Raw genomic sequence first — 16,207 nt, 5'->3', positions numbered from 1 at the left:
TGATAGGGATTTATTCGTTTTCTTTCAATATATTACGTATCAATTCCTCATCGGCGACATTGGGCAGCGTGACCTGCAGGCCGGGGGTGCGTTCCATCTCGCGGCGGATGGCCGACATGGCACCCTCGTTACGCGCCCAGCTGCGGCGGGCGATGCCGTTGTTGACATCCCACAGCAGCATCTCCCGGATGTGGCGGTCGGCATCTTCCGAGCCGTCGACCACCATGCCGAAGCCGCCGTTGATGACCTCGCCCCAGCCTACGCCGCCGCCATTGTGGATCGACACCCACGTGGCGCCGCGGAACGAGTCGCCAATGACGTTCTGCACGGCCATGTCGGCCGTGAGATTCGAGCCGTCGTAGATGTTCGACGTCTCGCGGTAGGGCGAGTCGGTGCCCGACACGTCGTGGTGGTCGCGGCCCAGCACGACGGGGGCCGAGAGGCGCCCGTCGGCAACGGCCCGGTTGAAGGCCTGTGCGATCCGGATGCGTCCCTCGCTGTCGGCATAGAGGATACGCGCCTGCGAACCGACGACCAGCCGGTTGCGGCCGGCCTCGCGGATCCAGTGGATGTTGTCGTCGAGCTGCCCGGCGATCTCGGCGGGTGCCGTGGAGCGGATCTCCTCCAATACTTCGGCGGCGAGGCGGTCGGTAAGCTCGAGGTCTTCGGGGCGGCCCGAGGTGCAGACCCAGCGGAACGGGCCGAAGCCGTAGTCGAAGAACATCGGCCCCATGATGTCCTGCACATAGGAGGGATAACGGAAACGGCCGCCCTCGCCCATCACGGCAGCCCCGGCGCGCGAGGCCTCCAGCAGGAAGGCATTGCCGTAGTCGAAGAAATACATCCCCCGCGCGGTGAGTTTGTTGATGGCGTCGACCTGGCGGCGCAGCGACTCCTGCACGCACTCGCGGAAGCGGGCGGGCTCCTCGGCCATCATCTTGTTCGAAGCCTCGTAGCTTACGTCCACGGGATAGTAGCCGCCCGCCCAGGGATTGTGCAGCGAGGTCTGGTCGGAACCCAGGTCTACGGGGATCTCTTCGGCCGCCAGACGCTCCCAAAGGTCGACGACGTTGCCCACATAGGCCATCGAGACCACTTCGCGGGCACGGCAGGCCTCGCGGATACGGGGAACCAGGGCGTCGAGCGAATCGTACATCTCGTCGACCCATCCCTGCTCGTAGCGTTTCTGCGCCGCCTTGGGGTTGATTTCGGCGATGACGCTCACCACGCCCGAGATATTGCCCGCCTTGGGCTGCGCCCCGGACATGCCGCCCAGCCCCGAGGAGACGAAAAGCATACCCCGGGCATCGTTGCGGCCGCCGGAGAAACGCTTGCGCGCGGCGTTCATCACCGTGATGGTGGTGCCGTGGACGATCCCCTGCGGACCGATATACATATAGGAGCCGGCCGTCATCTGGCCGTACTGCGACACCCCGAGGGCGTTCATGCGCTCCCAGTCGTCGGGCTTCGAATAGTTGGGAATCACCATGCCGTTGGTCACCACGACGCGCGGGGCATCGGGATGCGACGGGAACAGCCCCAGCGGGTGCCCCGAGTACATCACCAGCGTCTGGCGGTCGGTCATCTCCGACAGGTACTTCATCGTCAGGCGGTACTGCGCCCAGTTCTGGAACACGGCGCCGTTGCCGCCGTAGGTGATCAGCTCGTGGGGATGCTGCGCCACGGCCTTGTCCAGGTTGTTCTGGATCATCAGCATCACAGCCGCGGCCTGGCGGCAGCGGCAGGGATATTCGTCGATCGGCCGCGCATACATCTCGTAGTCGGGGCGCAGGCGGTACATGTAGATGCGCCCGTATTTGCGCAGCTCCTCGGCAAACTCCCTGGCCAGCGTGGCGTGGTGCTTCACGGGGAAATAACGCAGTGCGTTCCGGATCGCCAGCACCTCCTCCTCGGGCGTGAGTATCCCCTTGCGCTTGGGCGCGTGGTTGATCTGTTTGTCATAGGGTTTAGCGGCGGGCAGCCGGTCGGGAATGCCCGCGCGGATGTCATTCTGGAACTCTTGCAGTGTCATATCGCTCAGATTTTACTTACTACTATCTCCAACACCTCGCGTTCGGCCCGTTCGGCCTCGGCCGCAAGGCGGTCGGCTTCGGCCACGAGCGCATCGGCCGCAGCGCGGTCTTTCAGCCCGGCGGCATTGATCCGGACATTGAGGCCGGCGCCCAGCACGGCGCTGCGGGCGGCCAGCGCCCCGACGCCCGCGTCGGACACCGAGTTGGGGTTGCCGACGGCTGCCATGGCACGCACGATTTCGAAAACCCCGAAGGCCGTCTTCATCGTCCGCAGGGGCACCTGCGTCGCATAGAGCGTCGCCTCCTGCAGGGCCGCGCTGCGGGCGGCCTTCTCCTCGTCCGTCGACTTGGGCATGGCGAAGACGGCCATGATGCGGTTGAACGCCGCCGTATCCTCGTCCACGAGGTGCAGCAACTCCCCGAGCAACGCCTGTCCCCGGTCGGCCCAATCGGAAAACTCCTCCCAGCGGTCGTCCCACCCCGCCTTATGCGACGAGAGGTTGGCGACCATCGTGCCGAGGGCTGCGCCCAGCGCTCCCATGTAGGCCGCGACCGAGCCGCCGCCCGGTGCCGGGGATTCGCTCGCTGTCTCTTCGGCAAACCCTTTGCAGGTCATGTCGATAAGCCGTTTTTGCTTATCCTCCGCTTCAAGCAGATATTCGATTACTTTCTCGGCGGGGTCGAAAGGTTTGAGGTCATCCAACCCCATCGACCTGACGGCGATACGGACGATCTCCTGCTCGGCGATACCCGTCGAACGGCGTTGTTTGCGCAGGAAATATTTCCCGGCCTCGATGAGCGCACGTTTGGGGACGAGCCCGACGATTTCGGTGCCCGTGACGCGCACGCCGCGGGCGTCGGCCTTGCGGCACACCTCGTCGAAGGCCACGTGGAGCGGCGTGGTGGCAATGTCGGTGATGTTCATTGACACCTGTGCGATGCCGTATTCCTCGATGAACCAACCGATAGCCTTCGTGGCCGGAAGTGTGCCGGGCTGCATGACGGGATTGCCGGCGGCATCCTTTACGACCTTGCCCGTGACGGGATTGCCCTCGCGCACGGGGCGCCCCTTCTCGCGCACGTCGAACGCAATGGCGTTGGCGCGGCGCGTGGAGGTGGTATTGAGGTTGAAATTCACGGCGATCAGGAAATCGCGCGCACCGACGGTCGTGGCGCCCGTGCGGGCTACCCCGTCGTCGAACGGCCGCGCCCCGAAATCGGGGGCCGCCTCCTTGTGCGCCAGTTTCTCGGGCAACGCCTCGTACTCCCCGGCACGGCAGACCGCAAGGTTGCGCCGCTCGGGGGTGAAGGCCGCGGCCTCGTAACAATAGGTAGGGACATGCAGTTCAGCGGCGATGCGTTCGGCCAGTTTGCGGGCCAGCTCGGCGCACTCGGCGAGTGTGATGCCGCAAATCGGGATCAGCGGCAACACGTCGGTAGCCCCCATGCGCGGGTGTGCCCCCTTGTGACGGCGCATGTCGATCAGCTCGGCAGCCCTCTTCACCCCCGCAAAGGCGGCTTCGATGACCGCTTCGGGCGAGCCGACGAACGTGACGACAGTCCGGTTGGTCGCCTCGCCGGGATCCACGTCCAGCAGCTTGACGCCCCCGGAGGATTCGATGGCCGATGTGATCTGACGGATTACTGCCTTGTCGCGTCCCTCGCTGAAATTAGGGACACACTCCACGATACGCTTTTCCATAGGTAATGAGGTTAGATTTATACTTTCAAAGATAAAGAAAATCCGGGAGAAATACGAAAAAATCGTAACGAAAAAAGCCACTCCGGATTCTGAAACAGCAGTTTCCGGGGTTTTTCCGCAGGAGAGGCGGGCACGGAGCCGGAAATTCCCGCAGGGAGAAAAAGCGAGCGGCGGGTCACGCGGTGCAGGAAAACGGGGGGGGGTACGAAAGGAGGGAAAGATTTCGGAAAGAACAGGGAAACCGGAAAGATTGGAAAAATCGGGAGGTACGGGAAGCCCCCCCCCTCGAAGATGGTGCGCTATCCTGCCCCCGTTTCCCCGGCTGTCCACCCTGCAGGGAGAAGAGAAAGCCCCGAAGAAACGCTGTGCACGGCTGGCGGCCGGAGCCTCAAAAAAAAGCCGGCCGCGCAAGCAGGCAGCGGGATAAGGCAACGGATATTGCCTGTCACTCGGGGCGAGCGGCAGCCCCGCCGCAGAAAAGCCCATAGCCACAGGAAGTAAACCGGAATACCCTCCCGAAACCGCTGCCCGTCCGGCGAGAAGCCCGAAGAAACGCTGCGCACGGCTGGCGGCCAACCGGCAAAAAAAAGCCCGCCGCGCGAGGCGACGGGCCGGAATGCAGCCGGAAGGGAGCGTATCAGCGGCCGATGGTCAGCGCCACGCCCGCCGTGACCCACGCCCCGGGCAGCGGGATGCCGCCCAGGTCGCAGTAGCGGGAATCGGTGATGTTCGTCGCATCGACATAAAGCCGGCAGATGCCTTTCTCCCACTGGAGGCGGCCGTCGAGCAGAAAATAAGGCTCGTAATCGCGCACCTCGGAGAGGGACGGGTCGCCCGGCACGGGATAGTGCGTGTAGCTGCCGTTGCGGTCGTAGACCGACGCCGTGAGTGCCAGCGACATGCGGCGCAGGAAATGCACCTCGACGGCCAGCGCCGCCTTGTGGCGCATGTAATCCATCGCCCCCTTGGCGATGATGTCGCTGTTGCGGTCAGTAGTAATATAACCGTAGGAAAGCGTCACGCGGCGCAGAAAGCCGTCGGCGACCGTATAACCGCCCGAAAGCTCGATGCCGTAGGTGTCGAGGCGGCTGGTCTGCTCGGAGTGCCACTTGTCGCCCATATCCTCACGCCACACCCAGTCGATGATGTCGCGGCCGGCACGATAGTAGGTCTGCAGCGACAACCTCCATCTGTTCTTCATATAACCGGTATCAAACAGATAAGTGACAGCACTTTCCGGCGTCAGGTCAAGGTTGTTGATCTGTGCCGGGGAAGTATAGTAAAGGTCGGTGAAGGTCGGCAGGCGCATCGACTGGAACGCCCCGATGCCGAGGTGCAGCCCCGCGGCGGGCGTATAGCCGCCCGAGAGGCTCCACAGCGCCGAAGTGCCGTAGGGCGTGAGGCTGATGCCCGCAGAAGCCGCGAGGTCGAACCGCCGCCACTGTTTGGCATGGCGCAGCCAGAGGTTGCCCGTACTGCGCGCCTTGGCGTGCGTGTAGCGGCCGTGCGGCCGGGAGAGCGCCTCGCCGAGATTGGTGCTGTAAATGTGGTTGAAGGCATAATCGCCGCCGAGCGAGGTCGTACCCGCCCGCCAGTCGTAATCGGCCCACAGCCGGGCACCGACGTTGTCGGTATTGTGGCGGTTCATCGCCGTGCCGCGCGTCCAGTCGTAACGGTCGAAATTCTTGCGGTAGCTCGCCGAAGCGCCGAACGAGAAGCGCCCGGCCTGTTTCAACCAGCGCAGCGACGCCAATGCCGTGGAGGTCGCCTCCCACTGGTCGGGGTTATAGGCCGCATAGAAGCCGTTGGAACCGAACGTGCGGTTCTGGTAACCGGCCTGCAGGTCGAAGAACCCGGCGCGTGGAGCCTCGTAGGTCGCACGCACGAAAGCGTTGTAATTGGCGAAGTCGGTATTGTGGCGGTAGCCGTCGCTGCGACGGTAGGAACCGGCGGCGAGCAGCGAGAAACGGCCCGAAGTCACGGCGCCCGAAAGGTTCGCATAGGCGTAGCCGTGCTGGCCGCCGGCGCCCTCGAAACGCAGGTAGGTGGGTTTCAGGGGCGCCGTGCGGATATTCACCGCCCCGGCAAAGGCCCCGACGCCCGGCACGCCGTCCAACAGGTCGACGGCCGAAATGCAGTCGATGTCGACGGGCAGCGAATGGGACTGGTGCCCGGTGCGGGCATCGGTGAAGTCGATGCCATTGAGAAGTACCATGGTCTGGTCGAAAGAGCCCCCACGGATGAAGATGTCGGCCTGCATGCCCTTGCCCCCGCGTTCGCGGATATCGACCGAAGGTGCGAGGCGCAGGGCGGACTCCAGGGTCTGGACGGGCGCTGCGGCCTGTGCTTTCCGGTCGAAAAGCGGGGTTTGCGACTGTACGTTGCGCGTCGGGGCGGACTGGCTGCCCGAAATGCCGACCTCGTCGATCCTCAGCGTTTTGAGGACGGCGGCCGTATCGGCATCGTGCGCAGACGCATGTTGCGTCGCGAGCAAGAGGATCGACATCGTCACGGCGAGGACTCCGATGGTTACATGGCGGTGCAGGCTCGCAAAGGCTGCCCAGCCCTTGCGGCTCCAACGCCTGAAGCAGGGAGTCTGCTTGGTTCGGATGTTTTTCATCTTGAATTTGTTGGGTTAATAATAAAAAAAAATCGGAGCTCCCGGTGAGAGGCCCGGCTGCGCGCCGCCCTCCGGAAACCGCTGCAAAGATAATAGTTTCCGGCAGTATTCCGGCCTTTGCGGCCGTTTTCTTTCCCGGCACCGGAAAATGCACCGGCACATGCGGCAGGCGCCGTGAAACGGGCGAGGCAGCGGACGGGAAACGGGGCCAAAGTACGGAGCTGCCGCCCCCTTGCCGCGGGGCGGCATCCGGGACGCGACGGCCCGAAAAAAAGATCCGGCCGGAGCCGGATCGTATCGGGGATCAGTTGAAGAGCGCCTCGACTTTGGCGACCACGTCGTCCGTGTCGGGTTCGAGCGGGAATACATGGCTGGGCCTGAGGTACCAGAGCTCCTTGCCCTCCTTGAAATGCTCCTCGCCGCCGCCCGTGACGTTAAGCATGACGGTGGCATCCTTTTCGACCTTGCCCGCGGCGACGGCGTTGATGAGCGAAGCCAGTGCTACGCCCGCCGCAGAGTAGATGTCCACGCCCTCCAGTTCGTGGAAAAGCTTGCGCGCCTTGCGCGCCATGGCGTTCGTCGAGACGAAGAACTCTCCGCCCGTGGCTTTCAGCGCATCGTAAAGCCCGCCGGTGATGCCGTAGGGCGGGCGGCGGTTGGAGAGCACCTTGGCGTCGATGATCTCCGCATCGCGGCGCGCCTTGTCGTCCTCGTAGGGCAGCATCTTGCGCGAATCGGCCTGCCATGCGTCGTACATCGGCACGAACGGCGCATTCTGCGACACCATGAGTTTCATGGTATTCGTCCCGAAGCGGCCGTCCCCGATCAGGCGCATGTTGGCCTCCCAGGCGGCAATGGCGCCCGTACCGCTGCCCACGGCCTGGAAATAGTAGTCGGGGATGCGGCCGATGGTCGTCACGGCCGAAAGTACCGTCGTGGCCATGCCGTCGCGGCGGGCGATGTTCTTCGCGCCGCCTTCGGCATAGAACCCGGGCCCCTTGAGGGCGAGGTCGCTCAGGTGGATGGCGTCGAAATAGTCGCCGCCCGCCGCACACGAGATGAGTTTCACGCAGGGGTCGAGCGGATGCTCGAACCACAGCGCCCCGATATTGTCGTAAGGCACCGACAGGAGCAGCTTGATATTGTTGTCGGAACACACCTTGGCGAAGGCACGGGCCGTATTGCCCGCCGAGGCGACCACAAGGACGCGATCCTCGTGTTCGGCGGCACGCCCGCAGACCGAATAGGCTTCGGTCTCCTTGAACGAACAGGTAGACATCGTGGCACCGATGGCCGGATAGTAGCCGTTGAACGTGATCCAGAGGTTTTCCAGCCCGAGGTGGGCGGCAAGCCCCTTGCTTTTGTAGGTGACGGGCGCCGAGGAGCCCTTGAGGATACGCCGCACGGGCATCCAGTCGCAGAACCGGTAAAGACCGTATTCGGCGGGTTTCACTTCGAGCTGCCTGCGGGCATATTTCGCACGGATGAGCGAGGGCGTCTTGCACTGCGGATCGGAGAGCATCCAGCCCGTGTCCTCGAACTCACGCCCCGTAGCGACACATTCGAGCGTGTAGGAGGTAGGTGTAAAATCTTTCATTTATATGCGTTTGTGTAATTTACGACATGCGGTTGCGGAAATCCTCGTAGCCGAATTCGCGGATGACGTCCGTGCGCCCGTCGCGGCGGGCAATGACGATCGAGGGGTGCGCCACGCCGTTGAACATCGTGGTCTTGACCATCGTATAGTGGATCATATCTTCGAAGACAATGCGCTCGCCGACTTTCAGTTCGTGGTCGAAGGCCCAGTCGCCGCAGTAGTCGCCGGCAAGGCAGCTCGTGCCGCCCATGCGCCAGCGTTTCTCCCCTTCGGCGGGTTCGTGCGCCCCGACGATGGCCGGTTTATAGGGCATTTCGAGGCAGTCGGGCATATGGCAGGCGAACGACACGTCGAGCATCGCCGTATGCACGCCGGCATTTTCGACGATGTCCTCGACCGTCGAGACGAGGCAGCCCGTCCTCCAGGTGAAGGCGCTGCCCGGTTCGAGGATCAGCCGCAGGCGGGGATGGCGGGACTTGAAATCGCGCAGCAGGGCGATCAGCTCGTCGCAGTCGTATTCGGCGTGGGTCATCAGGTGCCCGCCGCCCATGTTGAGCCACCCGATCCGGTCGAGATATTGCCCGAAATGCTTTTCGACGGCTTCCAGCGCCAGCCTCAGGTGGTGCGGGCGCGACTCGCACAACACGTGGAAGTGCAGCCCGTCGATCCCGGCGGGAAGATCGTTCAGTTCATCGGCCGTAACGCCGAGGCGCGAGCCGGGGACACAAGGGTTATAAAGGTCGGTCTCCACGGGCGAATACTGCGGGTTGATGCGCAGGCCGCACGAAATGCCGCGCAACAGCGCCATCGGCCCGAAACGCCCGAACTGCGCGACCGAGTTGAAGGTGATATGGTCGCTGCAACGGAGTATCTCGTCGATATTGCGGTCGGTATAGACGGGAGCGTAGGTGTGCGCAGGCTTGCCGTACTCCTCGAATACAAGCCTCGCTTCGGCGGCGGAACTCGCCGTGGCACCGTCGGAATGGCGTGCCAGCTCGGGGAAAATGCTCCACATGGCGCAGGCCTTCAGGGCTACGATAATTTCGGCGCCCGACTCGCGGCGCACGCGGTCGATCACGGCCAGATTGCGATCCAGCAACGTCTCGTCGAGGACGTAGCACGGAGAAGGCAGCTTCAAGAAGTCAATCATCGAAATGTTTTCAATTGGATTCGATCCCTCGTCCCCTCCGCCCGGAAACGGTGCTGCCCGGCACGGCGGAGACGCTCAAAACGATGCAAAAATAGCAAATTACCGGCTAAACCATGACGCCCCGCGGGGGAATTTCGGCGAAATAGGTATTTATACTTACCGTCTTGCGGCCTGCGGCTGAAAGACACGGCAGAAGTACAGGCGGGAAACGCGGCGGACGGGGTCAAGAAACGGCCGGCGCGATGGCGACCGGAAGGCGCGCGAACGGCAAAACGACACACAGGACAGACATGCGCGGCGGACGGCAAGACATTGGCGTAGACCGTAAAAAGAGGAGGCGGAGGCGGAAATGCGGGGCAAAAAAAAGCGGCGGCAGGAAATCTGCCGCCGCAAGGGACACTGCCCCACCCTGTTTATTGGGCGATGCAAATGCTCACACGGTTCTGTTCGACCCCGGGGAAAGGCTGGACGGTGTCGCCCCTGCCCTCGGCAGAGATGCGGTCGGCAGCGATGCCGGCCTGTTCCAATGCCGCTGCAACGCCCGCGGCACGCTGCCGCGAGAGTTTCAGGTTGAGGGCGTGCGAACCCGTAGCGGCATCGGCATAGCCGACGATCTCGATCCGGGCGGAAGGATTGGCCTTCAGGTACTCGGCAAGCGCTGCGACCTTCGCCTGTTCGGAGGTGCGGATCTGCGCCGAACCGATACGGAAGAAGATATTTTCACGCAGTGCTGCCGGCTTCTCGGCGGCCTTCGTCACCGGAGCCTGCACGGGAGCGGGCTCCTGCACGGCAGGTTCCTCCTTTTGCGTGGGCTCGGTAGTCCGGGCGGGGGTTACGGGCGCGGCGGCGACTGCCGGACGCGATTTCTTATAGTTCTTGCCGAAGCGGAAGGTGAACCCGGCCAGCGCATTGAACTGCCAGTCGAGGTTCCCGGCCTTCTTCGAGTTGTATTTGTCGGAAAGCATGTTGGTATTCAGCTCCACGCCGAACGACACGCAGTCCGAAAAGCGGAAATCGACGCCCAGCCCCAGGCGTCCGGCCACGAAGACCTTGCTGCCCGACCACACGTTCTGGAGCGCATAGCCCTGGTTGTCGAGGGCGTTGGCCTCGCCGTTGTCGAACGCCCCGTTCACACCGACACCCGCGAACAGGTAGGGATTGACCGTGCGGCGGTAGTTGAACTTGCCGAACAGGTTGGCCAGGTCGAGCGTCACGTCGACGTTGCCCTGCAAATATTTATACTGGTAGACCGACTCGGGCGAGACCCAGGCGCCTTTGCTCTGCCAGCCGCTCAGACCGAAGCGCATACCCCATACGGGCGAGAACCGATGCCCGGCGTACAGCGCTGCGGCCGGAGATACCAGCTCGCCGAAATCCACTTCGCCGAGCGTATAGGCGGCACCCGCCTGTACCTGCAGGAACCAATGGCGTTTGAACTCCACGTTCTCTTTTTCCTCCGCAGAAGCTGCGGTCAGGGTCGTCGAGCACATTGTAAGTGCGGCGACGGCACATAGGATACATTTCATTTTCATACTATCTATTCAAATGGGTTAATTGATGCCCAAAGATAATAAAAATGTATCATATATAATACAATAAAGGGGCGCAAGTTTAACGCCGCGGCCGAAAAGTCGGCATTATAAGACCGAAAAGGGGAGCGGCCATGAACCGCTCCCCTTTTTGGGATTTTACCGCCCTGCACGTCAGAGCTCGATGTCGACGTCGAACAGTTCGTGCCAGGGCAGCCCCTGCTCGCCCAACTCGGCCAGGAACGGATCGGGATCGAACTCCTCGACATTGAACACACCGGCACCGCGCCAGAGCCCCTTGGCCCACATCGACGCGCCCAGCGCTGCCGGTACGCCCGTGGTGAAGCTGACGGCCTGCGTGCCCGTCTCGCGGAAAGCCTGTTCGTGATCGCAGTTGTTATAGATATAATAGGTACGCTCCTTGCCGTCCTTGATGCCGCGGATACGGCAGCCGATCGAGGTCTGGCCGTGGTAATTGGCTCCCAGCGACTTGGGATCGGGAAGCACCGCCTTGAGGAACTGGATCGGGACGATCTCGACGCCGTTGTAGATGATCGGGTCGATACGCGCCATGCCGATGTTCTGGATGACGCGCAGGTGCGTGAGGTATTCCTGGCCGAAGGTCATCCAGAAACGTGCACGCTTAATGGTCGGATAGTTCTTAACCAGCGACTCGAGCTCCTCGTGGTAGATCACATACGACTCGCGCTCGCCGATACCCGGGTAATTGAGCGTACGGTGTATCTCATGCGGCTCGGTGGTAACCCACTCGCCGTTCTCGAAATAACGCCCTTTCTGCGTCACCTCGCGGATGTTGATCTCGGGATTGAAGTTCGTGGCGAAAGCCATGCCGTGGTTGCCCGCGTTGCAATCCACGATGTCGAGGTAGTGGATCTCGTCGAAATGGTGCTTGGCGGCATAGGCCGTGAAGATGGCCGTCACGCCCGGGTCGAAACCGCAGCCGAGGATCGCCGTGAGCCCGGCGGCCTTGAAACGATCCTGGTAGGCCCACTGCCACGAATATTCGAAATGGGCCTCGTCCTTGGGTTCGTAGTTGGCCGTGTCGAGGTAATTGCAGCCGCATTCGAGGCAGGCGTCCATGATGGTCAGATCCTGGTAAGGAAGCGCCACGTTGACGACGATGTCGGGTTTGAAGGCGCGGAACAGCTCGCAGAGCTCCGGCACATTGTCGGCGTCGACCTGGGCGGTCTTCACACGGTTGCCGCCGATGGCCGCCGCAACGGCATCGCATTTGGATTTGGTTCGGCTGGCCAGCATCACGTCCGAAAAGACGGGATTGGCTGCGATTTTCTGGGTGACGACCGTCCCGACACCTCCGGCACCGATAATTAGCGCTCTACACATAGGTATTGTGGATTTAAAGTTTATTTTTTCGTATTAACGAGTACAAAAATATCGTTTTATTTTGGTAAAACAAAAATATTCTATACATTTGCACCACCAAAACGGAAAGTAATTTCCGATTGGCACACGGAGATTCCGTAGCTCAGCTGGTAGAGCACAACACTTTTAATGTTGGGGTCCTGGGTTCGAGCCCCANNAAATATAACCCCAGCGGGATCACGAAAAAGAGGGGTCAACACCTCGGTTTGAGATAGCGCGGTTGTTATACATTTATACAATCGCGCTATTTTTCAAGAAGATACAAGCAAATCACATCTTATTTCGCAGAGGTTTAATTTTTGTTAAACCGGCCCGTAGTGACGACTTATTCCGTCCTATTCTGACATTCGCGGTACAAAATGCGTTACACGGACAAAATTCTGCGTTACAATGAAACAGACGAAGGAGGCGGTACGCTTTGTCTACGACAGGCGTAAGAAAGCCACACCGACCAATCCCTCACGGATCGAGTTGGAAATCTACTTCTCCCGCAACTCGCGGAAAATTATCCCTACGGACATTATGCTGCTGCCCCACCAATGGCAGAAAGGGAAAATCGTAAACCACCCCGCGGCACACCAACTGTCGGTACAGTTGGAGAAAATGCGCGACGAGCATGAACGGTTGTTGCTGCGTATGGAGGCAAACGGGGAACCGATCGACCTCCCGTCTCTCAACGCCCGATTGCAAGATGCCGGCCTTGGCGGTAATTCGTTCTTGGATTATTTGTATGAACGCATAACGACGCAGACCATGCAAGAATCGACCCGCAGGCGCAAACTTGTCGTGTACAACGCACTGAAACGGTTCGGCCGCATCCGGTCGTTCGCATCCGTAACAGCAGAAAATATCAGCAGGTTCGATATATTCCTACGCGATGGCGATCCCGAGATATTCGATGAAGCGGGAAACAAAACCACAGTACGCACCCAAGTAACCCTACACAATTACCACAAAGGGCTGAAACCTTACATCCTGGAGGCATTACGATTAGGATACATTAAAGAAAACCCCTACAACAAATTCAAAGACGTACGAGGACAATCGAAAGAGCGCAAACCGCTGACCGCAGCGGAAGTCAACAAAATCATGGAGGCCACCCTGTCGCCGAAACTCAGCGACGTACGCGACCTGTTCGTATTCAGCGCCCACACCGGCCTTGCATATTCGGACATGGCGCGCTTTAACTACGAAACGGACGTTGTTTTTAAAGACGAATTCCCCTATATCGACGGCGAACGCCTCAAAACCGGCTCTGCCTTTTTTACACCCATATTACCGCCTGCGATGGACGTATTAAAGCGTCACAGATACAAATTACCGATTATCTCTAACCAGAAGTACAACGACTACCTCCACGTCATCGAAGCGCAATTAGGCATAGGAAAATCCCTCACCTCGCACCTTGCGCGTCACACATTCGCCACGATTGCGCTGAATAAAGGCGTACCGATCGAAGTCCTTGCGCGGATGCTCGGGCACAAGAACATCGCAATAACGCAGATATACGCGAAGATTCTAACGACATCCATAGAACGATATGCCGCCATATTGCGATAGAAAACGCCCCGGATTTCTCCGGGGCGCACGCTTTTAATTATGCAACCTCAAGTAACTACTATTTTTTACCGTGACAATGCTTATACTTTTTCCCAGATCCACAAGGGCATAAATTATTGCGCCCAATTTTGGGCTCTGCTCGTAGCGGTTCTACAACAGCAGCATTAGCAGCATTAACTTCTTCAACGTAATCCCAACAATGCGTAGAGGGCAATTGAAAAGTGAATACAGTATTCCCACCATTATGACAGACTGAAAAATCCCCTTGAGAAATAATATCCATTCCAATTAAGACATCACACTCATTCAATTTACCTTCAGTGACTTTAAGTGCGGGCACAAACACCTCATTAGGAAGCAAAATATTAACCATATAAGTTTCCGCAGAATATTCCCCATTAGCATGGTATGCGGTAATAGCTCCCATTGCCTTTAATCCCAAGGCATCAACAACATTCTTTGTTATTACCGAATTAGTGGCTCCGGTATCCCACAAGGCATTGAATTTAATTACTGGTGGCCGGGATGTTGCTGTAGGATGAAAAGCTTTACAAACACCGCAAGAAGATATAAGTCTATTAGGAACCCCGCCAGAATATTTTTGGGTAAATGCAGTCGGTTTCAAGTTTGGATTAATAATAGCTACGAAAATGAAACTCTAGAAGTGAAATGTTGGGTATAATCCTGACGGCCCGGAGTACATAACTGAACTAAAAAATTTCCTAGCCCAAATTCTGCCTCGGCGCTAAAATAGGCTTCATCTTGCCTATCATACGAACCGACAACAGCGTTATCAACAATAACGATATATTTCCCGTTATATGTTTTAACGAGCTCATCTTGATGTTCAAGATAATACTGAAACAACGATTTAATATCAGACATATTACATTATATGTTTCATACTGTGTGTGCAAATATAACGCAAAATATTAATTTATAATGCGAAATATTGTATTTTTTGTTTCAATCATATGGATTGGCACTCAAAACTGCCACAGTATCACTCCTATTCCAACCCCAACATAGGGCTGGAACCCTTGCGGCGTGTACGCCGCCCCGACCCCGGCAGTCAGGGCGAAGCGGCTTCGCCGGGTAACTACCTGCTGTCGGATGGTCGTGCGGTCGTATGTTTCTATCCAGTCGAGCGTCGGCCGCAGGTTGCCGATCCGGGGCCCGCTGACCTGTGCCCGGTAGGTGCTGTCCGAGTAGGGGCGCGTTTCCATCGCCACCTTCATCTGCACGCTGTCTGCCCCGACTTTCACAACGACGGTCTCCGTTACCGTGTCGGGCGGCGCGAAGAGCAGCACCGGCACCGAGATGTCGGCGAAGCGGTACGTGCCGGGCAGCGGTTCCGGTCTCGGGTAGAACACCGTGTCGATGCGCGTCGTTTCTTCGACAACCACCGACGCGGCGCCCCGGCGGTATCCCCAGCCGAAGAGCAGCGCCCCGGCAGCAAGGGCGGCGAGCAGGTAGAGGAGCAGGCGTTTCATGCCGTCATGGGGATATATTTGCCCGCACGCATGGTCAACAGCTGCCGCCGCTGGCCACCCTGGCGGTTCTTGTAGCCTATATGCACCCAACGGGGCGTGCCGGCGGCATCCTCGTCCTCCGAGATCATCTGGTCGAAGGCGCGGCCCTTGAGCCACGTACGGCAAAAGCGCTTGAAGTCGGCCAGCCGGCCGTTGTCCGGCACCAGGTCGAACGCGAAGCCGACGCAATGCGCCGAGGTCGCAGAGCCCCCGACGGCTTTGTTGAGCGCGAAGCCGCGGTAACCGGACGAAACCCGGATTGCAGGCGTGCCCCACTGCTCATTGGCGCATTTCACCGCCCACGCCTCCCGCAGCGGGTCGAGCAGCTGCGCGACGGACATTTCGATATTGACGCGGTGTTCCGCCGTCGGGGTATTGTCCAGGCCCTTTGCACGGGCCGTGGCCGAGCGCGTGAGCTCCGCCATTGTAAAATGCTTCATCAGGCAAAACGTTTAGTGTACAGGATATGCCCGACCCATCCGGCCATAGCACAAACAACCCCCACGAGGATGTAACGCGGAAATACGATTCCGAGCACTACGGCCACGGCCGCAACGATGCTCCATACGATCCATTTCTTTTTCATTTGTCCTTTTGTTTTTGTTCGTAGTTTTCCGAATATCGCTATTGGTTTGCTTTCCGCTTTTCTTCGACCTTATCGGAGCAGGATTTGCATTTCGCGGCCAGCCGCTTCTGGTTGCCCCGCAATACCGGGCATTCGTTATTATGCCCCTCCTTGAGGAATTTACACTCTACCGAGCGGCTGACGATCTCCTTGAGGTATTCACGGTCGGCCTCTTTTTCGTCAAAACGAGTTTCGAGTTTCGCATAGCGGACTTCCAGCTCCTTGTAACGGCGTTCGTTGCGTTCGTCGTCCTGTTTCATCTTGTCGATAACCTCCTGCGAATAGCGCATGGTGGTCTGCAACGTCTTGTCGAACGCATCGCTTATTTTGCTCACCATATCCGCCGAATCGGAGCCTTTCTGTTCCCGTGTCCGGGCAAAACGGTCGATAAGCAGGTAACCGACACCCCCGGCACCGAATATCACCGTTATCCATTGCAGCCAGGTATCCATGCC

At 59.4% G+C, this 16,207-nt stretch carries 13 protein-coding genes and 2 pseudogenes; 1 reads left to right on the top strand and 14 read right to left on the bottom strand.

All coding sequences use genetic code 11. The annotated features are described in order from the left end of the window. Positions 1-10 precede the first annotated feature (10 nt). The 7 genes from B3C38_RS10325 to B3C38_RS10295 all read right to left on the bottom strand — a co-directional run bounded on the left by B3C38_RS10325 (position 11) and on the right by B3C38_RS10295 (position 11,996). Entirely contained in the window at positions 11-2,032 is a 2,022-nt protein-coding gene (locus B3C38_RS10325; RefSeq protein WP_286727019.1) for a urocanate hydratase, read from the bottom strand. 5 nt (positions 2,033-2,037) lie between these two features. Then, positions 2,038-3,735, bottom strand: a complete 1,698-nt coding sequence (ftcD, locus tag B3C38_RS10320) for a glutamate formimidoyltransferase (RefSeq protein WP_286727017.1) — start codon at positions 3,733-3,735, stop codon at positions 2,038-2,040. Between the two features lie 637 nt (positions 3,736-4,372). Continuing rightward, positions 4,373-6,355, bottom strand: coding sequence for a TonB-dependent receptor (locus B3C38_RS10315; RefSeq protein ID WP_286727016.1), 1,983 nt, complete (start codon positions 6,353-6,355; stop codon positions 4,373-4,375). Between the two features lie 304 nt (positions 6,356-6,659). Next, on the bottom strand, positions 6,660-7,952 hold the full coding sequence (locus B3C38_RS10310) for a cysteate synthase (protein ID WP_018696077.1): 1,293 nt from the start codon (positions 7,950-7,952) through the stop codon (positions 6,660-6,662). 19 nt (positions 7,953-7,971) lie between these two features. Next, positions 7,972-9,102 (bottom strand): carboxynorspermidine decarboxylase, encoded by a 1,131-nt coding sequence (nspC, locus tag B3C38_RS10305; protein WP_022333139.1) that lies wholly within the window; start codon positions 9,100-9,102, stop codon positions 7,972-7,974. Between the two features lie 413 nt (positions 9,103-9,515). Continuing rightward, positions 9,516-10,634, bottom strand: a complete 1,119-nt coding sequence (locus B3C38_RS10300; protein ID WP_286727014.1) for an OmpA family protein — start codon at positions 10,632-10,634, stop codon at positions 9,516-9,518. 171 nt (positions 10,635-10,805) lie between these two features. Continuing rightward, positions 10,806-11,996: a saccharopine dehydrogenase family protein gene (locus tag B3C38_RS10295; protein ID WP_276792941.1), complete on the bottom strand. Its 1,191-nt coding sequence runs from the start codon at positions 11,994-11,996 to the stop codon at positions 10,806-10,808. Between the two features lie 429 nt (positions 11,997-12,425). Here B3C38_RS10295 and B3C38_RS10290 point away from each other — a divergent pair, with 429 nt between their 5' ends. After that, positions 12,426-13,595: a site-specific integrase gene (locus tag B3C38_RS10290; RefSeq protein WP_286727012.1), complete on the top strand. Its 1,170-nt coding sequence runs from the start codon at positions 12,426-12,428 to the stop codon at positions 13,593-13,595. Between the two features lie 58 nt (positions 13,596-13,653). Here B3C38_RS10290 and B3C38_RS12635 read toward each other — a convergent pair. From B3C38_RS12635 to B3C38_RS10260, 7 genes and pseudogenes are all read right to left on the bottom strand, one after another. Further along, positions 13,654-13,746 (bottom strand): annotated as a pseudogene (locus B3C38_RS12635) (SEC-C metal-binding domain-containing protein); the annotation flags it as partial. A 126-nt stretch (positions 13,747-13,872) separates the two neighbouring features. Continuing rightward, a pseudogene (locus tag B3C38_RS12630) lies at positions 13,873-14,091 on the bottom strand (retroviral-like aspartic protease family protein); the annotation flags it as partial. Positions 14,092-14,237: 146 nt separating this feature from the next. After that, complete coding sequence (locus B3C38_RS10280) at positions 14,238-14,480, bottom strand: DUF5678 domain-containing protein (RefSeq protein WP_286727010.1); 243 nt, start codon at positions 14,478-14,480, stop codon at positions 14,238-14,240. 101 nt (positions 14,481-14,581) lie between these two features. Further along, entirely contained in the window at positions 14,582-15,088 is a 507-nt protein-coding gene (locus tag B3C38_RS10275) for a DUF6808 domain-containing protein (RefSeq protein WP_286727009.1), read from the bottom strand. After that, positions 15,085-15,567, bottom strand: a complete 483-nt coding sequence (locus B3C38_RS10270; RefSeq protein ID WP_286727008.1) for a D-Ala-D-Ala carboxypeptidase family metallohydrolase — start codon at positions 15,565-15,567, stop codon at positions 15,085-15,087. The genes B3C38_RS10275 and B3C38_RS10270 overlap by 4 nt, the downstream gene beginning before the upstream one ends. Further along, positions 15,567-15,713, bottom strand: coding sequence for a hypothetical protein (locus B3C38_RS10265; RefSeq protein WP_256166479.1), 147 nt, complete (start codon positions 15,711-15,713; stop codon positions 15,567-15,569). Before B3C38_RS10265 ends, B3C38_RS10270 begins: the two co-directional genes overlap by 1 nt. A 38-nt stretch (positions 15,714-15,751) precedes the next feature. Then, complete coding sequence (locus B3C38_RS10260; RefSeq protein ID WP_256166480.1) at positions 15,752-16,204, bottom strand: hypothetical protein; 453 nt, start codon at positions 16,202-16,204, stop codon at positions 15,752-15,754. Positions 16,205-16,207: the final 3 nt, after the last annotated feature.

Origin of the sequence: Alistipes sp. UBA1686, from assembly GCF_002320215.1 — a bacterium.
Taxonomy (GTDB): Bacteria; Bacteroidota; Bacteroidia; order Bacteroidales; family Rikenellaceae; genus Alistipes; species Alistipes onderdonkii.
Note: the sequence above shows the minus strand (reverse complement) of the source record. Positions and strands in the feature narration are given on the sequence as shown.